This window comes from Sphingomonas sp. P4_G3 (genome assembly GCF_056401105.1).
The window spans coordinates 43,799-67,797 of the sequence record NZ_JBFUJZ010000007.1; the positions used below are offsets into that span (position 1 = coordinate 43,799).

General features: G+C 62.6%; 21 protein-coding genes, 2 tRNA genes and 1 riboswitch. Of the genes, 9 read left to right on the plus strand and 14 right to left on the minus strand.

The genetic code is table 11. The annotated features are described in order from the left end of the window. The first annotated feature begins 614 nt into the window (after positions 1 to 614). From AC1DQQ_RS16655 to AC1DQQ_RS16670, 4 genes are all read left to right on the plus strand, one after another. Positions 615 to 902 carry a hypothetical protein gene (locus tag AC1DQQ_RS16655; RefSeq protein ID WP_478028896.1) on the plus strand — a complete coding sequence of 96 codons (288 nt, stop codon included), beginning with the start codon at positions 615 to 617 and terminating at the stop codon, positions 900 to 902. 168 nt (positions 903 to 1,070) lie between these two features. Next, the gene (locus tag AC1DQQ_RS16660; RefSeq protein ID WP_478028897.1) at positions 1,071 to 1,358 is read left to right on the plus strand and encodes a hypothetical protein; all 288 of its coding nucleotides are present in this window, start codon (positions 1,071 to 1,073) and stop codon (positions 1,356 to 1,358) included. 351 nt (positions 1,359 to 1,709) lie between these two features. Beyond that, positions 1,710 to 2,117, plus strand: a complete 408-nt coding sequence (locus tag AC1DQQ_RS16665) for a hypothetical protein (RefSeq protein WP_478045876.1) — start codon at positions 1,710 to 1,712, stop codon at positions 2,115 to 2,117. Further along, positions 2,117 to 3,454 carry a hypothetical protein gene (locus AC1DQQ_RS16670; RefSeq protein WP_478028899.1) on the plus strand — a complete coding sequence of 446 codons (1,338 nt, stop codon included), beginning with the start codon at positions 2,117 to 2,119 and terminating at the stop codon, positions 3,452 to 3,454. The genes AC1DQQ_RS16665 and AC1DQQ_RS16670 overlap by 1 nt, the downstream gene beginning before the upstream one ends. Positions 3,455 to 3,703: 249 nt before the next feature. On the opposite strand, the gene AC1DQQ_RS16675 is transcribed toward AC1DQQ_RS16670, so the two are convergent. Further along, positions 3,704 to 4,813 carry an acyltransferase family protein gene (locus tag AC1DQQ_RS16675; RefSeq protein WP_478028900.1) on the minus strand — a complete coding sequence of 370 codons (1,110 nt, stop codon included), beginning with the start codon at positions 4,811 to 4,813 and terminating at the stop codon, positions 3,704 to 3,706. Positions 4,814 to 5,351: 538 nt separating this feature from the next. On the opposite strand from AC1DQQ_RS16675, the gene AC1DQQ_RS16680 reads away from it, so the two are divergent. Further along, entirely contained in the window at positions 5,352 to 7,331 is a 1,980-nt protein-coding gene (locus AC1DQQ_RS16680; RefSeq protein ID WP_478045878.1) for a hypothetical protein, read from the plus strand. 142 nt (positions 7,332 to 7,473) lie between these two features. On the opposite strand, the gene AC1DQQ_RS16685 is transcribed toward AC1DQQ_RS16680, so the two are convergent. The 3 genes from AC1DQQ_RS16685 to rpsA all read right to left on the minus strand — a co-directional run bounded on the left by AC1DQQ_RS16685 (position 7,474) and on the right by rpsA (position 9,944). Then, positions 7,474 to 7,559: transfer RNA gene (locus AC1DQQ_RS16685), tRNA-Leu, on the minus strand. 178 nt (positions 7,560 to 7,737) lie between these two features. Beyond that, positions 7,738 to 8,019: an integration host factor subunit beta gene (gene ihfB / locus AC1DQQ_RS16690; RefSeq protein WP_478028904.1), complete on the minus strand. Its 282-nt coding sequence runs from the start codon at positions 8,017 to 8,019 to the stop codon at positions 7,738 to 7,740. Positions 8,020 to 8,231: 212 nt separating this feature from the next. Beyond that, positions 8,232 to 9,944 (minus strand): 30S ribosomal protein S1, encoded by a 1,713-nt coding sequence (rpsA, locus tag AC1DQQ_RS16695; protein ID WP_066812708.1) that lies wholly within the window; start codon positions 9,942 to 9,944, stop codon positions 8,232 to 8,234. A gap of 392 nt (positions 9,945 to 10,336) precedes the next feature. On the opposite strand from rpsA, the gene AC1DQQ_RS16700 reads away from it, so the two are divergent. Continuing rightward, positions 10,337 to 11,260, plus strand: a complete 924-nt coding sequence (locus tag AC1DQQ_RS16700) for a hypothetical protein (RefSeq protein WP_478045880.1) — start codon at positions 10,337 to 10,339, stop codon at positions 11,258 to 11,260. Here the strand turns inward: AC1DQQ_RS16700 and AC1DQQ_RS16705 are convergent. From AC1DQQ_RS16705 to aroA, 5 genes are all read right to left on the minus strand, one after another. After that, on the minus strand, positions 11,207 to 11,500 hold the full coding sequence (locus AC1DQQ_RS16705) for an acyl-CoA thioesterase (RefSeq protein WP_478045881.1): 294 nt from the start codon (positions 11,498 to 11,500) through the stop codon (positions 11,207 to 11,209). The genes AC1DQQ_RS16700 and AC1DQQ_RS16705 overlap by 54 nt on opposite strands. Then, positions 11,500 to 13,803, minus strand: coding sequence for a 5-methyltetrahydropteroyltriglutamate--homocysteine S-methyltransferase (gene metE / locus AC1DQQ_RS16710; RefSeq protein WP_478045883.1), 2,304 nt, complete (start codon positions 13,801 to 13,803; stop codon positions 11,500 to 11,502). The genes AC1DQQ_RS16705 and metE overlap by 1 nt, the downstream gene beginning before the upstream one ends. Positions 13,804 to 13,913: 110 nt before the next feature. Then, positions 13,914 to 14,133: riboswitch (cobalamin riboswitch) on the minus strand. 214 nt (positions 14,134 to 14,347) lie between these two features. Then, positions 14,348 to 14,986, minus strand: coding sequence for a (d)CMP kinase (gene cmk, locus AC1DQQ_RS16715; protein WP_478042152.1), 639 nt, complete (start codon positions 14,984 to 14,986; stop codon positions 14,348 to 14,350). 23 nt (positions 14,987 to 15,009) lie between these two features. Then, positions 15,010 to 16,002, minus strand: coding sequence for a proline iminopeptidase-family hydrolase (locus tag AC1DQQ_RS16720; protein WP_478045885.1), 993 nt, complete (start codon positions 16,000 to 16,002; stop codon positions 15,010 to 15,012). Next, complete coding sequence (gene aroA, locus AC1DQQ_RS16725) at positions 15,999 to 17,330, minus strand: 3-phosphoshikimate 1-carboxyvinyltransferase (RefSeq protein WP_478045887.1); 1,332 nt, start codon at positions 17,328 to 17,330, stop codon at positions 15,999 to 16,001. Before aroA ends, AC1DQQ_RS16720 begins: the two co-directional genes overlap by 4 nt. Positions 17,331 to 17,431: 101 nt before the next feature. Here aroA and AC1DQQ_RS16730 point away from each other — a divergent pair, with 101 nt between their 5' ends. Together AC1DQQ_RS16730 and AC1DQQ_RS16735 are read left to right on the plus strand one after the other, a co-directional pair. Next, positions 17,432 to 17,752, plus strand: a complete 321-nt coding sequence (locus AC1DQQ_RS16730) for a TIGR02300 family protein (protein WP_066817326.1) — start codon at positions 17,432 to 17,434, stop codon at positions 17,750 to 17,752. Between the two features lie 89 nt (positions 17,753 to 17,841). After that, positions 17,842 to 17,917 (plus strand) — tRNA-Ala (locus tag AC1DQQ_RS16735). Between the two features lie 572 nt (positions 17,918 to 18,489). Here the strand turns inward: AC1DQQ_RS16735 and AC1DQQ_RS16740 are convergent. The 3 genes from AC1DQQ_RS16740 to AC1DQQ_RS16750 form a co-directional block, all read right to left on the minus strand. Further along, on the minus strand, positions 18,490 to 19,116 hold the full coding sequence (locus tag AC1DQQ_RS16740; RefSeq protein WP_478045889.1) for a hypothetical protein: 627 nt from the start codon (positions 19,114 to 19,116) through the stop codon (positions 18,490 to 18,492). Positions 19,117 to 19,261: 145 nt separating this feature from the next. Further along, positions 19,262 to 19,855, minus strand: a complete 594-nt coding sequence (locus tag AC1DQQ_RS16745; RefSeq protein ID WP_478045891.1) for a hypothetical protein — start codon at positions 19,853 to 19,855, stop codon at positions 19,262 to 19,264. Positions 19,856 to 19,876: 21 nt separating this feature from the next. After that, on the minus strand, positions 19,877 to 20,677 hold the full coding sequence (locus AC1DQQ_RS16750) for a hypothetical protein (RefSeq protein ID WP_478042157.1): 801 nt from the start codon (positions 20,675 to 20,677) through the stop codon (positions 19,877 to 19,879). Positions 20,678 to 21,099: 422 nt separating this feature from the next. Here AC1DQQ_RS16750 and AC1DQQ_RS16755 point away from each other — a divergent pair, with 422 nt between their 5' ends. Further along, positions 21,100 to 22,338 (plus strand): tetratricopeptide repeat protein, encoded by a 1,239-nt coding sequence (locus AC1DQQ_RS16755; RefSeq protein ID WP_478045892.1) that lies wholly within the window; start codon positions 21,100 to 21,102, stop codon positions 22,336 to 22,338. Positions 22,339 to 22,509: 171 nt separating this feature from the next. Here the strand turns inward: AC1DQQ_RS16755 and AC1DQQ_RS16760 are convergent, their stop codons facing one another. Together AC1DQQ_RS16760 and AC1DQQ_RS16765 are read right to left on the minus strand one after the other, a co-directional pair. After that, positions 22,510 to 22,878, minus strand: coding sequence for a response regulator transcription factor (locus AC1DQQ_RS16760; RefSeq protein ID WP_478045894.1), 369 nt, complete (start codon positions 22,876 to 22,878; stop codon positions 22,510 to 22,512). After that, the gene (locus tag AC1DQQ_RS16765; RefSeq protein WP_478045896.1) at positions 22,875 to 23,750 is read right to left on the minus strand and encodes a S1C family serine protease; all 876 of its coding nucleotides are present in this window, start codon (positions 23,748 to 23,750) and stop codon (positions 22,875 to 22,877) included. The genes AC1DQQ_RS16760 and AC1DQQ_RS16765 overlap by 4 nt, the downstream gene beginning before the upstream one ends. Positions 23,751 to 23,999: the final 249 nt, after the last annotated feature.

A 23,999-nucleotide genomic window follows, 5' to 3' on the forward strand; every position in this document is an offset into this window, starting at 1 on the left:
GCGCCCAAACCCGGTCACTTAGCGATCGATTTCCGCTTCCCGAAGCCGCCATTCGTTCATGCGACGGTCTAATGGCCGTTTCTGGGTGGGAAGCGGAACGGCGGCTTGTGGGAGCCGAAGGAGCGATAGCTGCCGTTCAGGGGCGGACCCTCCGGGAATGCCTAACGACCCCAGTTGCGAACGCCTGTTAGAGTCGGTTACGTTCTGCCAATGAGAGAGCGTCTTAACGAGCGCATTCCTTGTTTCCGCGCTTCTAGTCGCTGCGCCGGCCTCAGCCGGGGGGCATGAGTACCTCTGCGCCAACGGCACGTTTCCGGATGAAAAAGCAAACTTTGGCTTGGCCGTCATAAACGGCGGAAATCGCGCTTATCTTTACGATGTGGACGATTGTTTAAACCCGTCCCGCTGCGAGAAAGTGCGTGCGGGTCACGTTATGCCAGGAGAGCGAGTCATCACCAGCCGCACGAAGGGCAATTACGTTTGTATCTTTTTCTTCAGCAACTGGGGATCGACGGGATGGGTGGAAAAGTCCAAGCTTCGCGCTCTCGCGGTCAAATAGCAAACCAGCGCGTTCTTCGTGGCTTGGACGGTGGTCGGTTGAGGGAAATCCAAGCGTGCGCATCACGAACAAGCGCGGGATGATGCACGTAGGAGGCGAAGCATATTGGCCGGGACCCGACCTCGATCCAGACTTGCCGCCACGTCATTCTGGAGAAATTGACGGCAAACTCACGCTGCTCGGTAACCGCGCGCGCTACGGTGATGATAACCGCGCGCGCTACGATGATTATTGCAAGATTGATTTCACCTTGGTCGGCGACATTCTAATCGCCAGTGACAATAGCTGGTGCGGCGGCACGAATGTCCGGTTTAGTGGGGTCTATCGTCGCGTTCGGGCCTAAGCCCGCTACCCACCACTTCCCGCTGTTCAGGGCGGCCACGTCGATGATCGCCGGCTAACGCCCGGGAATGGGTGGTTTGCGGCCCGTCTGCTTACGAGTGTGGCGGATTGGTTCGCTGCCGTTGCGCTTCCTGGGGCAGGCCGATTATCTTGCGCGGTAGGAGGCAAGATGACTGACGAGTTTCTGATCGACGGAATGCTATCGGGGACTGGTGTTCGCGACGCCATCAACGGTGGCTATGTCGATCCGAAATCTCTTGGATTGTCTGAGGCCCTCGCACGCAACCTCGCTTCTTGGCAGGCGCGCTACGAAGAGGCACAATTTGCCGGCTTTCCTGACGATCTCGTGGCCGAACTCGACGAGGAAGGTGTGGCGCTCGCATCGAGGTTTCAGGAAGAACAGCCCGGCGCAAAGGTTGGCTATTTCTCCAGCGGGCTTATGAAGCGCCTAGATTAGGTCCGCTTGCGGACGACGCACCTGCATCCTTTAATGGCCGGCCTTGGGTCGTTATCCGCCATTCGCGCCTCTCTCGATCCGGTGGTCGGCTAAGCGCCCCATCTTGGTCATTCCAAAGTTTGACCAGCGGTCCTAAAAGTGGTCGTTCGTTCAGGCTGACCTCGGCTGGGCGACACGGCCCTTCTGCTAAATACCCCGCATGGACAGAACCCTTTATGCGATCGGTCCACATCTGACCTTTTAGCTGTTGCCGTTTCGGAGCTGTGATGCATCAACTGCTCCAACGGAGTAGGGGGCATGATGGCACGGAAGCGAAAGCCCATTCAGCATATGGGTCGGCTAGTCGTCGACGTGCTGACGCGGAACCAACTGCGGCGCCGTCGGCGGCGGCTGTTGCGGCTCGCTCGGTTCGCCGCTCCGGCGCCGGCGATCAAGGCCGCTGGCTGGCTTGCCACCGAACCCTATCTCGGAGAAGTCGTGCAGGACGCGCTGGCCGAGGCCTATGGCAAGCACTTCTACAATGATTTTTACAAAAAGTTCGACGCGCTTAATTTGGATACCGACCGCATCGGTATGTTGGTGGACAAAACTGCCGCGATCCTAAAGCGCGCGTTCCCCCCTGTCGCATTGCCGGTCGAAGAGCATTTCCACGATCCGGCCAATCCGATGCTCAATTTTCAGGCCTTTCTTCAAAAGATGAAAAAGGACGAAACGCTCGGCGGACTTTCCGCGGCGCTGACTCCGCTGGCGCATTACTGATGGCGGGCCGTCCTTCCCGTCTGCTCTGTGCAGCAGCGCTGGTCGTGATACCTGCTCAAGCGATCGCCGCTGGACCACCGCAGGATGATTTTTGCGATACCGGCAAGCCCGTCGCGCGCGAGCGGCTCGCCTACACGCTCCTCGCCTATGCTGGCGTATCACCCTATCCGCTCGCCTGGGCGATAACCAATCCGATCATAAAGGACGATCCCAAGAAACCCATTCCGACCGCGGATCTGCCTTTCCGAGATCTGTCGCCAGCATGGCGAGTGATCGCCGACGACAAGTTCTGCACGGACAGCCCTGCGGTCACCGGCGATGTATTGCCACGCTGCGCCAAGGACGATTCCGCCAAGCTTGAAGTCGCGCGTCAGGCCCTCTTTCGCATGTTCCGGGCTGGCTCAAACTTCAGTTTCGAGCGTGGGACAACCGGTACTGATTATATGATGAAACCGGCGACCTCGTTAATCTGCCCCGCGGAAACGCCAAAGGCCGATCCGTGGATCACGGGACCGAATCTGGCCGGCGATCTCAAGCTGCGGATTCGCGGTTCGAGCGACGGCTTGCAATTCAACAGGACAGACGACAGCGAACAGTTCGCGGGGCTGGATCGCGCGACCATTTCCTGGGCGGACGACCGGACCAAGGATACGTCCACCTTTAAGCTGACACTGATCGCCGGCCTCGCCATTCCGGTGCCGGGTACTGCCGACAAGGCGCAAATCATTCCTTATGTCGGCTATAAGATTGGTCGAACGAAGAAGCTGCCCGACCCCAAGAAGACCGACGATGAAACGCTTCGTGTCGGTGCAGTCTATGCGTTCTATACGAGGAACGGTGATCTCACGAACCGGGTCGCCATTCGGGGCGAATATGCGGTGAACAAGGTCGAAGGTAGTGAGATCTTCAGCGAGAACGTGAGTTGGACGCCAAAATGGAAGTATCTCAACGGCTATTACGCGGTCCGGGATGCAAATGACGATTCACTCTTCTCAATCATGCCGCGGCTCGAGTTGCGTACGACGTTTGGCCGCTTCTTCGATCGGGGAACGCGCAGCGACGATGAAAGCCATAATTTCTGGCGAGCAGGATTTCAGTACGGCGCCACGGTCAAGAGCGACCTCGCCTGGCTGCCGGTTGACGTGACCGTGCTTAATACCAGGCTCTGGGCGTTCAAAGGCTATCCGAACAGGCTCAGTCAGTTAAAGGGCACTATCTCGGCTAATCTCAGCAAGGACAAGATGTTCGGCGTCGATCTCAGCTACGTTCGAGGACGGTTCGAGGATCTGTCGAAGCGGGAAGACGGGTGGTCGATCGGGTTCGGGGCCAAATTCTAGAAGCTGGGTGATGCGGTCTCGGCCAATCCGGTCTGGTAGCCGTTCACCACCGATCGCGACGATGTCAGCTTTTGCAGGAAGAGTGTCCAAAAGCTCCCAGTCCGCAACCGACTCAAATTCAGACAACGCCTTGGTGAACTGATCAGCTTTCGCTCCTGTGGCATCTAGCCTCGTGGCGCGCCTGCCGATGAGCGGCAGATTGGGGTTTATTTTGATCACAGCCTTGCCATGGCCAAAATAGAATCATCGCTAAGGCCCGCTATCCGCCGCCTGATAAGGCGCAACCGAGCCGCCAAGCGGCGCCACAGGATAGCGTCTGATCCACGCCGCGCGCACCGCTCTGCGCCCGGGACGCTCGATCAAATGGAGCGCTACGTTCGCCAGGGCCAGAACGACGATCGAGAACGTCACATAGAGCGCGATGACGCCCGTCCAGCTGGCATGCGACTTGCCGAGCGCGGCGAAAAAGATGTTCAGGACCGGATAGTGAACCAGATAGATTCCATAGCTGCGCTCCCCCAGCCACAGGAACGGGGGCGCTTCGAACGTCTTGATGCGCAGCACCAGCAATAGTGCCGCCGGCCAGGCCAGCAGGTCCAACGGCAGCAATGGACTGTAAGAGCCGACATTGATCGTCACGCCGATCGCCAAGGTCAGGGCAAGGGCGATCGTCGGCACCCGCGCCAGTATCTCACGATATTGCCACAATAGCTGCCCGATGAAGAACCCGAGCACGCCTCCGATCAGATAGTCGGCGCCCCAGGGCCCACCGGGCAATCCGAGCATGGCGAGTTTCGTCACGATGAGCGCGACGAGTGCTACCGAGATCCAGGTGAGCGCTCTTTTGCCCGAACAGGCCGCCAAAGCGAACAGGATGTAGCAGAGGATTTCGACGGAGATCGACCAGCTCGGGCCGACGAATCCGCTATCGGCCCCGGGCACGAGTCCCTGCAGCATGAAAAGGTGGCACAGGAAGATCGGGAGCGTGTTTTCCGGCCTACCCCAATCCAGGACGGCCACGATCAGCAACATGGTGAGATGGAGCGGATAGAGCCGCGCTATGCGTGCCACGGCGAAATCGCCGAGCTGACGCGCGGTTCGCAGCCCCGCGCCGCCGAGATAGACATGCGCGAAGATGTAGCCCGAGATGAGGAAGAACAGGTCGACGAAGGTCCAGCCCCAGCGGAAGAACCAACCGGCAACGCCGCCAAAGAAGTCACTCAGGCCGTTATAATAGAATATCTGGAGGTGATATCCGGCGACGACGCACGCGGCGATGCCACGCAGGCCGTCGAGCCGCGCCAGACGGGGAACGGCTGAAGCGTCACGCGGTCGGGGGGCATCTGAGAGCTGCTCCATGAAGGACCGCGCTAACGGCCCGACACTATTTTATGATTAACGCGACCGGCGCGCGCATCAGCTCCTCAATCTGGTGCGGGCGGCGGGACTGGGCCCTGCGCTCTAAAGGATGGGGGTCCTATTGCCGTCCAGACGCGCTCGTTGGCGCCGGCGATATTGCGATCACGGCCGGACGCGAGACCCCTGAGTCAGATCGGTACGGGCTTTGATAGCGCTACCTATTGACAGCGCTCGTGCAATAAATCAGACAAATGAAATACGCCACGATGATGGCGACCAGTCCCGCTCGGCGCTTGCCGCGCAGGGCTGAAAAAATTTGGGATGGGCGGGGATGAAAGGCTTATTCAAACCGGTTCTGGTTGCTGCCCTGTGCGGCGCGGCGCTTGTCGCGCCGGCGCAGATCGTGGCGGCATCTAAAGCTGCGGCGCAGTCTTTTACCTGGAAAACGGTGCCTTGGGGCGGAGGCGGATACATTCCGGCATTCCTGTACCATCCTAAAAGCCCGAGGATTCTATACGCGCGCACAGACGTCAGCGGAATGTACCGCTACGATTACAAGGCCCAGAAATGGATTCCCTTGCTGGACGATCTGAGCCGTAGCGACGCGGACCTGATGGGTGTGCTGGCCATGGCCATCGATCCCAACGACCCTCAAAAACTTTATGCGGCGTGCGGCCTATACATCTCCCAATGGGCGCGAAAGGGTGCGATCCTGCGGTCGAACGATCAGGGCCGGACCTGGCAGAAATTCGACCTCCCGATCGGCGTCGGCGGCAACGCTGATGGACGCGGCACGGGCGAGCGGCTGGTCGTCGATCCGGCCAACGGCAAGATAATCTATTACGGCAGCAACCGCGACGGCCTGTGGAAGAGCAGCGATGGCGGGGCCAGCTTCGCGCGCATTGCGGCGCCGGTGAGTTCGATCTCTTTGCTGTTTTTCGATCCGCGCGACCATGTGCTGTATCTCGGCGGCGTCGACGGCCAGGGCCATCTGTTCGCCAGCAAGGACGATGGCAAGACTTTCACGCCTGTCTCCTCGACCCCGGACATGATCCCGCAGCGCATGGCGCAGGGATCGGACGGCACGCTGTTCGTGACCTATGCCCGGGGCGACAAGGAGGGCGAGGTCAATCCGGCCGCTGCGACAATTGGAGGCGTGTGGCGCCGGGATCCGCAGGGCAAGTGGGCCGAGATCACGCCCGAGAAACCGGTGAACGGCGCCAAGTTCGGTTATTCGGGGGTCGATGTCGGTCCGGACGGAACGCTGGTCGTCACCACGCTCGACCGGTGGTGGCCGGGAGGGGAGATCTATCTCTCCCACGATTCCGGCAAGACGTGGATAGGCCTCCACGATCAGGCCAAGCGGTCGGAGGGTGATTATGCCTGGGCCAAGGACTGGCAGAGTAACGGCTGGTTCGGCGGCTGGATGTCGGACGTCAAGATCAACCCGTTCAACAAGAACGAGTTGATTTACCAGGATCAGGGCGCCTGGGTGGTCACCAACCTTAGCGATGCGGGCTCCGGCAAGGCGTTGAATGTCGTGTTCCCCGACGAGGAATTGGAGGAATCGGCACCGCTCGATCTTGCCGTCCCGCCACAGGGCGCCCAGTTGTTGCTGGGGATGGGCGACAATGCCGGCGGAGCCTATTTCGATCTGACGCTTCCCCCGGACCAGGGTCTGTTCCGTCCCGCCCGGGGGAACGTCCCGGGCATCGACTATGCCGGGTCGAAGCCGCTTTATGTCGTTCGCACGTCGGATTCGGCCAAGCACAAGGGCTTCGTGTCCAATGACGGCGGGATGAGCTGGGCGGAGCTGCCGACTTCGATCTTCGAAACGCCGGGCTATCCGAAGGCGGACTGGTATGATCCGGGACGTATCGCCGTATCGGCGGGCGCCACGTCGCTCGTCTGGGCGGCTGGTAGCGGTCCGCCTTATTATTCGAAGGACGGCGGCAAGAGCTGGACGAAATCGGGTGGCGTACCCGATCTCAAGGATCGCAATTTCCGCCCCATCGCCGACAAGCGGCTCGACGGCGTCTTCTACATCTTCGATCCCGCGGGCCGCATCCTGATCAGTACTGATGGTGGAGCCAGTTTCACGCCGATCGTGACGGGATTCCAGGAGGTCGCGCCGTGGCAGCGGGCGAAGCTCGAAGTTGTGCCGACCATCCTGCGCGACTTGTGGCTGGCCACTCCCAACGGCTTGTTCCACTCGCCGGATTCCAAGCACGCCGCTAATCAGATTGGCCATGTCGACGCGGCCTGGGCCGTCAGCTTTGGTGCTCCGCGAGCGCCTGGCGGTTACCCGACAGTCTATATGGCCGGGAAGATCAATGGCGTAAGCGGACTCTGGATGTCCGAGGACCAGGGCGGATCCTGGGCCGAGATCACCAATGAAGGTCGCAGGATGGAACTCGTCGGCATCGTCGCGGGCGACATGAAGAAGTTCGGCGTCCTGTTCGTCAACACGCCCCATGGCGGGATTATGGTAAGCAGCGCGGCGGAAGTGGTAAAATAGCGAACTATACTGGGCCCGAATCGCGATACACGGCGACGGCGCACGCAGCGATAACCGAGCCGTCCGTCAAGCCGCGCCGTCCGGGAAACGGCTAAAACGTCGCGCCGCGGGGGCCTTCGGGTCGCCGCGCCATCTTATAATCTGGTGCGGACGGCGGGACTCGAACCCGCACACCCATAGGGCGAGGGATTTTAAGTCCCGTGCGTCTACCAATTTCGCCACGTCCGCGTGTCGGCACAGGTCGCGCAGGCGCGCGGCTTGGTCAAGCGCGGAGTTGGCAGGCGAGGGGTGCCGTCACGCGAGTAAATCGCGTGACGTCGGTCAGGCGCGGCGCGCCTGCCGGCCGGCCTTCGGTGAGTCCTGGTTCAAGCTGCGCTTCGCGTCGCTTGAGCCAGGCCACCTTGGCTCAGGAAACGTTGAGCCGGACGCGCATTTCCTTGCCGGGCTTGAAATAGGGGACGCGCTTGGCGTCGACTTCCACTACTTCGCCCGTCCGCGGGTTGCGACCAGTGCGCGCACCGCGCGCACGCGTTGAAAAAGCGCCGAAGCCCCTCAGTTCGACGCGGCCATCGGCCGCCAAACGCCGCGAAATCTCATCGAAGAACGTCGAGACGATTGCCTCGACATCGCGGAGCGCAAGATCTGGATTGGCTTCTGCAAGCTTCTGAATCAGTTCCGAACGAATCATACGAACACGGTCTCCCCAGAGTCGAAGGACCACCGGGGCACGTCCCGGTCTTCTCCATCAACTACCCGTTTTTCCGAGAATTTCCCCCTCGCGGAAAAAGGGCCCCCACCGATGCTTATCATAAAGAAAAACCGTCGAACGCAATAGGACCGATTCGACAGTGAAACTGTAACAAAAAGGGTAGCGTCTTCAGGACGCTACCCGTTTTGAGCTTACTTCTTGGTGTCGCGGGCCTTGAGCGCTTCGCCCAGAATGTCGCCCAACGATGCGCCCGAATCGGACGAACCATATTGCGCGACCGCCTGCTTCTCTTCGGCGATCTGCATCGCCTTGACCGAGAAGGTCGGCTTCTTCGAACGATCGAAGCCGGTGACCATGGCGTCGAACTTCTGGCCGACCTGGAAACGCTCCGGACGCTGCTCGTCGCGGTCGCGGCCGAGATCGGTGCGCTTGATGAAGCCGGTGGCGCCATCGTCGCCGACCTGAACCTCGAGGCCCGCGTCGCGGACTTCGAGCACGATCACGGTAACGACCGAGTTCTTGTTGAGCTTGTCGCCGGCGCCCGAAACCACGGCGGCCGACGGGCCACCACGCTCGAGCTGCTTCATGCCGAGCGAGATGCGCTCCTTTTCGGCGTCGATGTCGAGCACGATCGCGGTCACCATCTCACCCTTGCGGTGCAGGTTGAGCGCATCCTCGCCCGAAATGCCCCAGGCGATGTCCGACATGTGGACCATGCCGTCGACATCGTTGTCGAGGCCGATGAACAGGCCGAATTCGGTGGCGTTCTTGACTTCGCCCTCGACCGTCGAGCCGACCGGATGAGCAGCGGCGAACGCTTCCCACGGATTGGCCTGGGCCTGCTTGAGACCCAGCGAGATGCGACGCTTGTCCTCGTCGACCTCGAGCACGACGACATCGACTTCCTGCGAGGTCGAGACGATCTTGCCCGGATGGACGTTCTTCTTGGTCCAGCTCATCTCGGAGACGTGGACCAGGCCTTCGATGCCCGCTTCGAGCTCGACGAACGCGCCGTACTCGGTGATGTTGGTCACGCGGCCGGTCATCTTGGCACCGACATGGTATTTGGCGGCGGCGCCATCCCACGGATCGCTCTCGAGCTGCTTCATGCCGAGCGAGATGCGCTGCGTGTCCTTGTTGATGCGGATGATCTGAACCTTGACGGTGTCGCCGATGTTCAGAACCTCGCTCGGGTGCTGGACGCGCTTGTAGCTGAGGTCGGTGACGTGGAGCAGGCCGTCGATGCCGCCGAGATCAACGAACGCACCGTAATCGGTGATGTTCTTGACCACGCCGTCGATGATCTGACCCTCGGCCAGGCTCTGGATGAGGCCCGAACGCTGCTCGGCGCGGGTTTCCTCGAGCACCGCGCGACGCGACACGACGATGTTGCCGCGCTTGCGGTCCATCTTCAGGATCTGGAAGGGCTGCGGGATGTCCATCAGCGGCTGGACGTCGCGAACCGGGCGGATATCGACCTGCGAGCCGGGCAGGAACGCCACGGCGCCGTCGAGGTCGACGGTGAAGCCACCCTTGACGCGGCCGAAGATGACGCCTTCGACGCGGGCCGACTGGACGAATTCGGCTTCGAGCTTGTCCCAGGCGGCTTCGCGGCGCGCGCGGTCGCGCGACAGCATCGCTTCGCCATTGGCATTCTCGACGCGGTCGACGAACACTTCGACTTCGTCGCCGACCTTGAGGTCGGCCTTCTGGCCCGGCGCGGCGAATTCACGCAGCGGCACGCGGCCTTCGCTCTTCAGGCCGACGTCGATGACGGCCATGTCGTTTTCGATACCGGTGACGGTGCCGTGCACCACGCGTCCCTCGAAGCCGTCGGCGTCGCCAAGGGTCAGTTCGAGCAGTTTCGCGAAATCGTCACGTGTCGGGTTTGCCGTAGTGGCCATAAAAATATTATTCCTAATCAACTGTTTCCGGCCAACCGGTTGTCTCCGGTGGTCTTGGCCAAAACGCCGCGGCGGCCGAACGCCGACGCGGCATCCGCTGGGCAGACGCTGCGGAGGATGGGCTCAACGCTAAAATGCGAAAAGGGCGCCAGAGGGTACCTCCGCGCCTTCCTCCGCGAGAACCTGCTCGCCGGACGGGCGGGCTCATAGCCATTTAGGCCCTCCAAGACAAGCCACCGCATGCGGCCCGTAAGAACCTTGCGACGAGACGACCTGAGCGCGGGTCAGCCGTGATCGTGACGTCCCCTTTTGACCTGGCTAGTTGTAATAGATCGTTTCTCTAGCGTACCGGTGAGTTCGGGACGAGCCGGAGCGTAGAAGGAGGAAGCCGCTTGTTCAGTCGATTTTTTCATCATCCGACGGTGGCAGCGCTCGCTAACTGGTTGGGCGTCGCAACCGTATTTGGCGGCCTTCTAGGCTGGCTGCTTAGTCGCGTGCCGCAATGGACCGGCGCAATGACTTGGCAGCAGATCGTGCTCCTTGGCTTCGCTTCTTCGGTGGTCACGTTGTTGGCTCTTGCAACTACGGCTGCGCTTACCGCTCACGCGCTCCGTCTGCTACGATCACCGAAATCGATAGTTGCGCAAATTCCGACTGAGCGAGCTAGCGAAGTGAACCGCGCGTTAGAGGCTTGTAAATTGGCAGATGGCTCTCTCGATTATCCGCGTCTTCGTATCGAAATGGATCGAATTACAAATCCGAATAGAGAATACGAAGAAGCGTTTGATAAGTTTGCAAACGGAGGCAGTCGGCCGGGCGATCAAGTTCTGCGAACGTTTTTCAGGTTGGTAGGGGAAACTTCGACGCGCGCCCCTCAAATCGTGCGCACGGGGCTAGCGATTGCCGCGAACCGGCGATTGGCGAACGTGAGAGTCTATATGCAGAATGGGAATATGGCTTCCGGTTGGGGGCGGCCGCCGCCGCATTGGACGCCATTGTCCGAACGCAAAATGATATACGAAAGCGCCTTGATACAGGCGGGCGAGATCGAAGAGATCTTGCTAATCGAGCGAGATTGGGCGGCGACTGATGATATTATCTTGGCCGGAGAATCCATCGAGGCACCATCCATCAGAACCTGGCCTTATCGGAGGCTTGTTTTCCAACTTTCGTGCGACGATTATCAAGAGACACGCGAATTAGTTCTATTTGCGCCTGGCTATCAACCGATCATGCTTGTGGATATCGCAGCTGTTCCGCTGTCACGCAGTGTAGAAGCTGGCCCTGTTACGCTCAACGATCCTTTGTTGCGTTAAAATAGTCGAGATCAAGGGGATCGAGCATTCTGCGGCCTCGATCAGTTCTCCCTTCAGCGCCAGCGCGGTGAAGTCGATCCGTTCTGAGGCGGCGGTGACGAAGGGCGCCCGGCCATGGCGCGAGGCGGCGAGGAACGCCACCTTGTCCATGTGCGCGAGCGCCACCCCGCCAAACAATGTGCCGTGATGGTTGGTGTCGCCCGGGAACACCATGTCGATGAGGCGGACGACACCCGACATCAGGCCGGTTCCACCACGCGGACGCGCAATTCGCGCGCGGCCGCGACCATCGCGTCGATCGCCGGCTTCACTTCCTCCCATTTGCGCGTCTTCAGGCCGCAATCGGGGTTCACCCACAATTGCTCGGGACGGAGGTGATCCTGCGCCAGCCGCATCAGCGCGACCATCTCCTCAACCGTCGGCACGCGCGGGGCGTGGATGTCATAGACGCCCGGCCCGATCGCGCTCGGATAGCGATAGCGCGCAAAGCCTTCGAGCAATTCCATCTGCGACCGCGCGGTCTCGATCGAGATCACATCGGTGTCCATCGCACCGATCGACGGCAGGATGTCGTTGAACTCCGAATAGCACATGTGCGTGTGGATCTGCGTCGCGTCGGCGACCCCGGCGGCGGACAGCCGGAAGCAATCGACTGCCCAATCCAGATAAGGCTGCCAGTCGCGCCGGCGCAGCGGCAGACCCTCGCGTAGCGCCGCTTCGTCGATCTGGATCGCCTTGGCGCCGGCTTTCTCCAGGTCGACAACCTCGTCACGGATCGCCAGTGCGATCTGGCGGCACGATGCCTCGCGCGGCTGATCGTCGCGGACGAACGACCAGTTGAGGATCGTCACCGGACCGGTCAGCATGCCCTTCATCGGCCTGTCCGTCAGGCTCTGGGCATAGCGCCACCAGTCGACCGTCATCGGCTTGGGCCGCGACACGTCGCCGAACAGGATCGGCGGCCGCACGCAACGCGAGCCATAGGACTGGACCCAGCCGCTGACGGTGAAGGCGAAGCCCGACAATTGCTCGCCGAAATATTGCACCATGTCGTTGCGCTCGAACTCGCCATGGACGAGCATGTCGAGCCCGGCTTCCTCCTGCCAACGGATCGCGCGCTCGGTCTCCTCGCGGAGGAAGTGTTCGTACGCCGTGTCGTCGAGCGTGCCGCGATTGTGATCGGCGCGGGCGCGGCGCACCTCGGCCGTCTGCGGGAACGATCCGATCGTGGTGGTCGGGAAAGCCGGCAGGTCGAGCGCCTCCGCCTGTGCCGCGCCGCGAACGGGGTAGGGGGATTGTCGCGCGCGATCGCCCGGCGTGATCGCCGCCAGCCGCTCGGCCACCGCTTCATTGTGGATCCGCGGCGAAGTCTTGCGCGCCGCCGCCGCAGCGCTCGATGCCGCCAGATCGTCGGCGACGCTGTCACGGCCTTCATTGAGCGCACGCTTCAGCGTCGCGAGCTCGCCGACCTTTTGGACAGCGAAGGCCAGCCATTGCGCGATTTCCGGATCGATCTTGCGTTCGAGCGCGAGGTCGACCGGGGTGTGGAGCAACGAGCAGGACGGGGCAAGGACGATGTCGCGCTTCGCGGCGATCGGCTCGAGCCGGTCGAGCAACGCGGCGAGATCGGCGCGCCAGACGTTGCGCCCGTCGATCACGCCGAGCGAGAGCAATAGCGACTTGGGCGCCTTGGCCAGTACCGCATCGAGCTGTTGCGGCGCGCGGACGAGGTCGATGTGGAGCCCGGCGACCGGCAAATGGATCGCGAGGTCGATATTGTCCTCGAGCCCGCCGAAATAGGTCGCGAGCATCAGCTTGACGCCGGCGCGCGGCAGCTTGGCATAAGCGCGGGTGATCGCGTTGCGCTGGCGTTCGCTCAGGTCGAGCACGAGCACCGGCTCGTCGATCTGCACCCATTCGGCGCCGGCCTGGCCGAGCTGGGTCAGCACGGCCGAATAGAGCCCCAGCACCTCGTCGAGATAGTCGAACGGATCGACCCCGCGGCCCTTGGCGAGGCTCAGCCAGGTGATCGGTCCGAGCAGAACGGGACGCGTCTCGAACCCCTGCGCCTTGGCCTCGCGATAGTCGTCGACGATCTTGGCCGAGCTCAGCGCGAGCTTCTGCCCGGCGACCAGCTCGGGGACCATATAATGGTAATTAGTGTCGAACCATTTGGTCATCTCGCACGCGGTGAGGCTACCGTGCCCATGCCCGCAGCCGGCATCCTCGCCGGTCGTTCCACGCGCCATCGCGAAATAGGTGGCGAGGTCGGAATCGCCCGCCGCCTTGCCATAGCGTTCGGGGATCGCGCCCAGCATCAGGCTGGTGTCGAGGACATGGTCGTAGAGCGAGAAATCGTTCGACGGCAGCCAGTCGGCGCCAAGCGCCCGCTGCCGCGCCCAGGCGGCGGTGCGCAGCCCGGCGGCGGCTTCGAGCAGATCGGCCTCGGACGATTGGCCCGACCAGAAGGATTCGAGCGCGAACTTCAGCTCGCGGCGCGGCCCGATGCGCGGGAATCCGAGTGTGGCAACAGTGACGGTCATGGTCTTCATACCCCGATGAAAGGCGGAGGCAGAGACCAGACACGAGCACGCACGGGCGACACGGGGCCGACCGCGGGATGCAAGCGGCCAGCCCGGACACCCCGCCGGTGGACGTTATCGCGTCGGAGGCAGGTCTCCTGGCTCACGGGTCAACACGCCGGTCCGGCCTTCCCAGGGGATTGGACGCCCCCAGTGACACTCATCGACCGCCGCTCGCCGCTTACAGTTGCGGGGGCAGCGCCGGCCTTGACCCCGAAGGACCGCACCGGCTTCCCGTCTTAGCTTCGACGCGGGCGAACCCGTCCGAAGAACCTCGACACACGCCTTATCCTGCGCCGAACGAGTCGGGTCAAGCGGGATATAAAGAAATCTTTATATGATGGGGCGAAACTCAATCCTCCCCGTTCACGGGGAGGGGGACCAAGACGCGCAGCGGCTTGGTGGAGGGGGCGAGCCCCAAGCGATGTAGATGAGGAGGACCCCCTCCACCACTCGCTACGCGAGCGGTCCCCCTCCCCGTAAACGGGGAGGATTTAGACCGACGCTACCCGTTCGCCGCCTTCAGCCGCAACTGCCGCTCGACCAGCTCGATCGCGCGCTTCACCGCGGCTTCGATCGACAGGAAACTGGTGTCGAGGATGCCGGCGTCGGCCGCCATCACCAGCGGGGCGGCGTCGCGGCCCATGTCGCGCTGGTCGCGCACGCGGATATCGGCCAGCACCTTGTCGAAGCTGAGCGTGCTGCCGCGCTCTCTCAGTTCGGCATGCCGCCGCCGCGCGCGGATCTGCGGCGTCGCCTTGACGAACAATTTGGCGTCGGCGTCGGGTGCGATCACCGTGCCGATGTCGCGCCCATCGAGCACCGCGCCGCCTTCTTGCTGCGCGAACTTGCGCTGGCGCTGCAGCAACGCCGCCCGGATCAGCGGGTGCGCCGAGACGATCGAGGCACGCTGCCCCGCTTCGTCGCTGCGCAACACGGGGTCGTCGAGCAGGCTGTCGTCGAAATTGCTCGCCGCAACGGCATCGGCCTCCTTGGTCGGATCGAGGTCGAGGCGATGCACATTCTCGGCGACCGCGCGGTACAGCAGGCCGGTATCGAGGTGCGGCAGGCGATAATGTTTTGCCAGGGCGCGGGCGACGGTGCCCTTGCCGCTGGCGGCGGGACCGTCCACGGCGATGATCATACGCTAAACTCCATCGCGACCCTCTAGGACTTAGCGTCCTGTCGCGCCAGCCAGCCGCGGATCAATGCGACCGTTTCCAGCGTCCGATCAGCGAAGATACCATGCGCCGATCCGGGGATGGTGCCATATTCGGCGCCCGGCACGCGCGCGGCAAACCCCGCCAAAGTGGTCGGGCGCGCTTCATCATATTGCCCGCCCAGGAAGATCGTGCGCCGCCCATCGAGCCTGGCCAGCAACGGCTCGCCGTCATAATCCTTGAGGCTGCCGGTGCAGGCGAATTCGCTCGGCCCCCACATCGCATTGTAGAGCTTGGGATTGAAGCCATTGGGATGCGCGCCGGCATAAGCGATCGCCGCGGGCTTGGCCGGCTCGCGGCCGTTGAACGCGCGGTAAAAGGCGTTGACGCCATCATCGCAACCCCGGCTGGGCCCGGTGTCGCAACTCGCGATCTGCGCCTGCACCGCCGCCGGCAAGGTCGCCCGCAAGGCATTGGCGTCGGCGATCCAGCTCTTGGTCGAGACCAAAGGACTGGCCATCGCCAGCCCACGCAACGCCGCCGGCCGCCGCGCACCATATTCGAGCGCGAGCGTGCCGCCCCAGCTATGCCCGAGCAGGTGCCAGCGATCGACGCCGAGCGCTTTCCTGACCAGCTCGATCTCATCGACGAAGCGGTCTACCCGCCAATTCTTCGCATCGTTGGGCCGGTCCGACTGCCCGCTGTCGAGTTGGTCGTAGAGGATCACCGCGCGCTCGTCGGCCAGCGCGACCGCGGGCATGAAATGCTCATGATCGCCGCCCGGGCCGCCATGCAGCATGACGATCGGGGGCTTCGCGCCGCTCAGTCTGCCGTTGACGCGGACATAGACGCGCCCGCCTTCGACCGGGACCATTTTCTCGAGATCAGGCGCCGGATAGCCGTCCGCCTTGCGCGCGAACAGCAAGCGGGGGAGGGCGAAGCTGGCACCGAGCGCGAGGCCACCGGCGAGCAGCTCGCGGCGGCCGAACATGCGGCTCATGCCCGGCCCGTCAGATACACTAGCGTGTCGAAGAACACCGGATAGCTCGTCGCGACCGGGGCGACGTCGTCGATCGTGATCGGCCGCCGTGCGACCAGCCCAGCCACCGTCATCGCCATCGCAATGCGATGGTCGAGCAGCGACGCGATCGTCGCGCCGCCGGGGATCGGCTCGCCGCCGCTGCCGGTAATCGCCAGGCCGTCGTCAAATTCCTCGACGCTGACGCCGCACGCCTCGAGCGCCGCCGCCATCGCGGCGATGCGGTCGGATTCCTTGACGCGCAATTCGTGCGCGCCGCGCGCGACGGTGCGCCCCTCGGCCAAAGCCGCGGCGACGAACAGCACCGGATATTCGTCGATCATGCTCGGCGCGAGATCGGGCGGCACGTCGATCGCCGTCAGCGCGGCGTGGCGCACGATCAGATCGGCGACCGGCTCGCCGCCGACGGTCCGCGCATCGACCTCGGTGATGTCGGCGCCCATCATCCGGAGCGCGGTGAAGATGCCCGCACGCGTCGGGTTCAGCCCGACATTGGCGATCGTCACTTCGCTGCCGGGCACGATCGACGCCGCGACGGCCCAGAACGCCGCCGAGCTGGGATCGCCCGGCACGACGATCTGCTGCGGCTTCAATTCGGCCTCGCCATGGACCGAGATCACGCGCCCCCTGTTGCTCGCCTCGACCGTCAGATTGGCGCCGAACCCGGCCAGCATCCGCTCGCTATGATCGCGCGTCGGCACCGGCTCGATCACCCGCGTGATCCCCGGCGTGTTGAGCCCGGCCAGGATCACCGCCGACTTGACCTGGGCCGAGGCGACCGGGAGCGTATAGTCGATCGGCACCGCCGGGCAGATGCCGCGCACCATCATCGGCAGGCGGCCGCCTCGGCTCGACGTGAAGTCCGCCCCCATCAGCGACAGCGGGTCGATCACCCGCCCCATCGGCCGCTTGCTGAGCGAGGCGTCGCCGATGAACGTCGCGGTGATCGCATGGCTGGCGACCAGCCCGGCGAGCAGCCGCGTCGACGTCCCCGAATTGCCCATGTCGAGCGCGCCCGCCGGCTGCAGCAATCCGCCGACTCCGACACCCCAGACGCGCCAGATCCCGTCGTCGTTGCGCTCAATAGTGGCGCCCATCGCCCGCATCGCGGCGGCGGTCGCCAGCACGTCCTCGCCTTCCAGCAGTCCTTCGATCCGGCTTTCGCCGACCGCCAGGCTGGACAACATCAGCGAGCGATGGCTGATCGACTTGTCGCCAGGCACGGTGACGCGGCCGGTCAGGCCGGCGGACGATTCGATCAGGAGAGGTTTGGGAGCAGCATGCGACATCGGTCGCGGGCTTTGACAGCCACCTTGCGCTATGGCAAGGCGCGCGCCACTTTAGGGGTCGATCCCCGAAATTTGCATTAAATCGAAAGGTACAAATCGGCATGGTTAAGCCGGAATGGGGCACGAAGCGTACGTGCCCGAAATGCGCAACGCGCTTTTACGATCTCGGCAAGGACGACCCGGTGACCTGCATCAATTGCAACACCGCCTGGGCGCCCGAGCCGATCCTGAAGTCGAAGCAGCCGCTGCCGTTCGAGGTGGTCAAGGCCGAGAAGCCCGAAAAGGACGATTCGGATCTCGAGGGTGACGATCTGGAGATCGGCATCGAGGACGAAGGCGAGCCTTCGGCCGATGATGAAGTCGATCTGGGCGGTGACGACGATCTCGGTGTCGAGACCGGCGGCAACGAAGACGAGAACTGATCGACGCAATTTTTTAAGGCAAGCGGGCTAACCCCCGCTTGTCAAAGGGGCGCCGTCCGGTTAGGGGCGCCTTCCTTCCCGGAAAGTGTGGGGCCGTAGCTCAGCTGGGAGAGCGCTGCAATGGCATTGCAGAGGTCAGGGGTTCGATCCCCCTCGGCTCCACCAACCCTTTCCATAGGACTGAAAGAGCCCGCAGCGCCTGATGGCGCGGCGGGCTTTTTCGTGACGGTTTAAACTGGCACGAATCTCCCGACCGCCACCGAAGTGTAGCGGGGGTGGTTCGCTACCGGGCGCTCCGCTTGCCGCTGGATAACCAAGAAGTCAGTTAGCAGCTGCCACGATGGTTAGCGCTGACTGCGTAGCCCCGGAACCCCAGTGGGCCGCCGACTGAAACAGTCTCGGTGCCCGGAATGCATTTGGTTGTGACGCAGGTGTGAATCCTTTTTGCTCGCTTCTTGGCGGCGGCGTTTGCTTCGCCGCAAGCAGCTTGCGGGGACTTCCCGTTCGCCCAGTGATATGTGCCAGCAAATGACGGCGTCGCTACGCAGAGTAAAGCGATACCAAATACGATACGCATAGGCCCCTCCTTATGGAGGCGATAAATTGCCACCGTCCGCCGACGCCGTCGATCACAAACGCTACCAGAATGGGGCTAATGGTCTGGGCTCAGACAAGACTTGGTTTGCGTTGCCTCAATGGGGAGCTTTTCGTGCCCGTTTAAACTGTCCCGTATCTGCCTAGCGCTTTTTCGCTAAGCAGCGCAGAAATGCTTTGCGCACAAAGCCGGGTAGTTCGCCGCGGCTTTTCATGCCCAACAGTTCATCGAGCTTCGGTGATCTGTCATTCGGCTGAGCCACGCGCATCGATCGATAGGCATTCAGCGCGCTCTCTACCCCCGCCAATTGCAGTGCGTCCGGATCATTCGACTTGCTCGGATTCTCGATGACGAAAGCGGCCATGCCGAGCATGTACTGAACGACGATTTCCGGATTATGCACATAGCCCTTTTCGGAGACGCCCCCGATCGGGTCCGCGCATACGGTTACCGACACATCCGGCGCATCCGTCAGCCACTGAATCGCCCATCTCCGATCGCTCTGCAGGCCTGGATCCAGCGGAGCGCGTTCGAGATTCTGCACGACGGTCACGAAACGTCGCCGATCTTCGGGCGACGAAACCGCGCTCGTTTGGGCGAACGTTGGAGGTGCGCAGACCAGAAGCGCGAACAGCGCGGAGAGCAGAGCGGCTATCTTCATCCGGCGGGTTTGGAGCAAAGGGCAGATGTCCGCAATCGGGTCGACGGCTGCTATTCCAGGTGAAGATGAAGCTTTCTCGTGCCCGTTTAAACCGGCACGGGTCTCCAAGCATCAGTATCGCCCAGGTCGCCGGTTCCGGGACGCCAGCCGTGCCGCGCCCCGGAACTCTCCCGATACCTGGCAAACCGTCATCGCAACCGGCTCGGCTTCCGACGCCATAAGTATCTGCCGAACCGCATACTGACGAGCTTCATCAAGAGGCGAAGTAGGCTTTTGCCGCGTCGCGGGCATATTTGCCCGCTTTTCCTTTGGCGACGTCCCAAACATTATCCCAAAACCCGGGGGTGCTCGGCCAGCCAATCTGACCGCCAACCGTTCTTTTGTGATAGATAAAGAAATCCGGATCGGAATCGTCAGCTTGTTCGTTCATAATCGCAACAACTGAACCAAGTTGAATCGGCACGCCCAGCTGGTCGTCTTCGCGAAACAAGCGCCACTGAAACACCGGAGTTTTCGACCAATTCAAGTTTATACCGTAGTCGCGATGCGAGTAGAATAGGAACTGCTTTTCCTCGCCACCGACCGCGAAAGCTACCAGTTCGCCGGATAAAATGTCGCGCTCGGCATTATCGGGTGTACGGAAATGTCCCGTGCGTCGATTCGAATCGCCAACAAACCCCAGGTTAATTCCCCAATCTTGATGCTTATACGTCAGATATTCTTTATTCGGAGAGCTATACATCGTGTATCCGCTGTTGTCCGAATAACTGTTGGATGAACGGATGTTGCCGGAGCCGCTGCCGATCGTCCAGGTCTTGACCACGCCGGGAATTGTTAAATCTGCCATTTTATTCTCCTTAGGTTGAACTCATCCACTCCAATTCATGCCTTTCATCCGAACCGGGATGGCCGGCCCGACCACCCCGCGTAACAAGCGGAACACGCCGGCCTGCGCGCTGTTCTCCGCATAGGCCGACCATCCTCGAAACAATCCGTCCTTACCCTCAGGCTGGTGGACCGCGTGCGTCGACTCTATGGTGCAAATCGCAGGGGCCTGATCGATCCCCAGCTTGTTCTTCAAGCCGTCTATCGACGTGCTTTCGCCGGGACCGGACAGCAGGATATGGCCATAGCCGCTGCTTCCGCCCGGCTTCACTTTGCCGTGTTCATCGACGAGCACGACCAGAATTAGTTGAGCGGGATCGACGTCGCCGACGTGCTTATATTCCGTGCCCGAGAACCGATTCCAGATTATCGAAATGTCGCTATCCGGCCCGATCTCGTTGGTCGAATTGACGTCGTCCCAAGCGACCCCGTACAAGACGTGACGAAGATAGTTTCCGACAAGGCCGTTGCAGTCGAGGCCAAGCCAGGTGTCGCAATACGATTGGAAGTTTTCCGGCGAAACAATTGCCGGGCTGCCCGGAAGATCGACCGCGGCCAGCTGGAGCACGATCGAGACTGCCTCCGGCGAGCCCTTGCCGACGAACGGATAGCGCAGCAATGCCCAAAGCTGATCCGTCGCGTTGGTCGTGAACGTTGCGAAGGTCCTGCGCTCCGCGCCCGAGCCGCTGTCCACCGAGACCGATATTCCCGCCGCCGGGTCGGCTGCTCTGAGGATTGATAAATCCTTCAAGACCTTACGCGCCAGCTTGGCGCGCTCGTTCATGATGCCTTGCTGTCTAGCGGGCGTATTCAGCAAGTAGCGATCAACTGAAATTGTCGCCGGATTCCAAGCGCCGCTAGCGCTCGAGACTATAATTTCCCGATACCGCTGCATGTATTGTGGAGGTGACAGCATCACAACTCCCCATCCGAGAATCGGCTAACGCCTGTTCGTGTGTTGATCCTGAAACGACATAATCACTCGCCACTCTGCCGCGTCGCGTTGCAAATTGTTGCAAGTTGAGGAAATGTGAGGCGCGCGGAGTAGGTCTAATGCAGGAAGATCGGCTTGACGGCTGGAAGGCGATAGGCAACTTCCTCAACCGCGATCGCACGACCGCGCTGCGCTGGGCCAAGGAACGGCGGCTACCCGTTCACCGTATTCCCGGCGGAGGTACGAGCAGCGTTTACGCGCTTCGATCCGAATTGGCTCTCTGGCTCGCTGGCGATGGTGAGGGCGATGGGGTGCCGGCCGTTGAAAGCGTTGTTTCAACCGGCACCACGTCTCGACGAGCATTGGTGACGGGCGCTGCGGTGCTTGGTGCCGCTGGCCTGGCGGGCGCCGGCGCGCTGTGGCTGCGTCCGCATGCTTCGACGCCGGCCCAGCCTCCCGAGGTCGAGGCACTTGTGACGCGCGCCCGTGACGCGCTCGAGACCAGCGGCGACGACGGCCAGGACCAGGCGATTGCCCTGATGCGCAGAGTCGTCGCGCTCTCGCCGCGTTACGCGGACGGCTGGGGGTTGCTTGGCCTTGCGAATGCCGTCGCCTCGCATTTCCGCGATCGCGCGCTCGGCCTTAGCTTGCGCGCTCATGCCGAGGCCGCGGCGCGCCATGCGCTCGACATCGCGCCGGACAACGGACTGGGCGAACTCGCATTGGGCGTGGCGCTGCCGCTGGTTGGTGCATGGAGCAAGCGCGAGCGCCACCTTGAACGCGCTCTTGCTACCGCGCCCACAACGGAGGAAGTGCTCGAATACGCGGCGGTGTGTAGAATCTTCAATGGGCAAGCGAGCAGCGCACTTCCGCTTTACGATCGGATGCGGCGGCCCTTCCAACCCCAGACCTTCGCAAATTACACCCAGGCGCTCTGGAGCGCAGGTCTGCTTGAAGAGCTCGATCGAGCGCTCGATGAGGCTGCCTCGCTCTATCCTGCACAGCCGCGCGTCTGGTCCAATCAGATGCGCATCTACCTCTACAGCGACCGCGTCGACCGTGCCTTGGAGATGATTCGTCAGCCGATCGGACGGCCACGCTACATCGACGCCGAAACGATCGCTGAACTTGAGGGAATTGCCGGCGCGATCCGCGATCCCCACAGCGCGCTGGCCGATAAAGTCGCTGCAAGGCAGGTGGCTCACAAACGGCGCATCTACCCCGCGACCGAAGCTGTGCGGGTGCTCGCTGCGCTTGGGCGCATCGATGAGGCCGTCGCGGTGGTCGAGGCGCTATATTTCGGCAAGGGGTATTTGGTCGCCGACCATTATGGCGCGGCTGACGCATTTACGCCGGAACAGCGCGACAGCCGGGTGCTGTTCGAGCCGGGAACCCGCCTCATTCGCGCCGATCCGCGCTTCGAAAGCGTGGTGGCGCGGCTCGGGCTGGACGCTTTCTGGCGCACGAGCCGCTTCTTGCCCGATTATCGCCGATCGGGGTCACTAGGTTGAGACTTATGTCGGAAGTTTCTGCGTCGAACGTCGTCTAGGCGCTCTCGATGCGGCCGTTCGCGGCTAGGACTGTCATCCCAAAAGCTGCTGTGCAGTCATCTTTCACCGCCCATCGCCTTCGAAGCCAGCGCAGCTCGAGCTTTCTCGTGCCTGTTAAACTGGCTCGGATTTCTAAAGATGGATGATCCCCCGCCGCGCCGCGTGCGCCACCGCATCCGTGCGCCCCGTCGCGTCGAGCTTGTCGATCAGCCGGCCGACATGGAATTTGGCGGTGTCGGGGGAAATGCCGAGCCGCTGGCCGATCGCCTTGTTGGACAGACCTTCGGCCAGCAACGCGATCACGTCGCGCTCGCGCGGCGTCAGGTCGAACCCGTGCTCGCCCGCGTCGGACGCGCTGAGGACCAGGTCCGACGCTTCGTCGGCGCCCACGATCCGCAATTCCGGGATCCGGCCCAGGATGTCGGCGAGCCGGGCGGCGAGCGTCGGGTCATCGACCTGGATCGCCAGACGCAGGCCCGCCGCGGGATCGCGACTGCTCACCGGTCCGGCCGATCCCCGATCGTCACCGTCACCTCCAGCGGCGCGCCCCCGCGCCGAACGCCAAGCACGACCTCGGTGCCGATCGGTGTCGCCCGCAGCGTCCGCAGCAGCGCGCCGACATGCGGCAGTCGCTGGCCGGCCCAGGACAGGATGATGTCTCCCTGATGCAGGCCGGCGCGCGCCGCCGGGCTCTCGCGATCGAGCGTCATCACCATGGCGCCATGGCCACCGTCGTCGAGCGGGACATCCTTGAGACCGACGCCGAGATAGGCGATCTGGACCCGGCCGTGGTCGAGCAATTGCCGGGCGACGCGATCGATCGTCGCCGCCGGGATGACCAGGGTCCGGCCACGCGGGCCGCGCACGGCCATGCCGAAAGCGCTGCCGGCGCCATCGACCGCAAGCCCGCCCTCGGCGCGACGCCGCAGCCGCAGATCCAGTTCGATCCGGGCGTCGATCGTGCCGCCGCGCATCGATTGCCAGGCCGCGCCGACCGCGGCGATGCCGCCGAACGCGATCAACGGTGCGCTATCGGCCGCCGCGACTATCAAGGCGAGCGCGCCGGGCCGGACGGCCATGTCGGCAAGCGCCGCCACCGGTGCCTTCAAACCCTCGACCCGGAGCAGGGCAATATCGGTCGCCGCGTCGCGCCCGATCAGGGTCGCACTGCGCACCGTGCCGTCGCTCTCCTCGATCTCGATCGACCCTTCATCGGCGAGCGTCTCATCGGGCGTGATGACCAACCCGTCGCGCCAGACGAAGCCGCTCGCCAGCGAATGGCGCGACTGGACTTCGACGATCGAGGGCGTGGTGGCAGCGGCGAGGTCGGCGATCGATGCGGAAAGCTCGGCGAGGGGCGATGAGGTTGTCATGGGAAATCTCCTGAGCACGGGAGATAGGGTGCCGCCGCGATGTTTCGCTACTGCCCGGTCGGGTAGGCTCGTCCGCCCGATCGCCGGTGCCAAAGGCATTTTCGTGCCTGTTTGAACTGGCCCGGATTTCCGGGTCACGGTCATGGGGCTTGCACAAGACACGTCAGCGTTTTTCGATCGAAGCAAAATGCCGAGTTGTAATTGAATCGCCATTAGTTGCGGTATTTTTGGTGAAGTGTGCATAGCCCT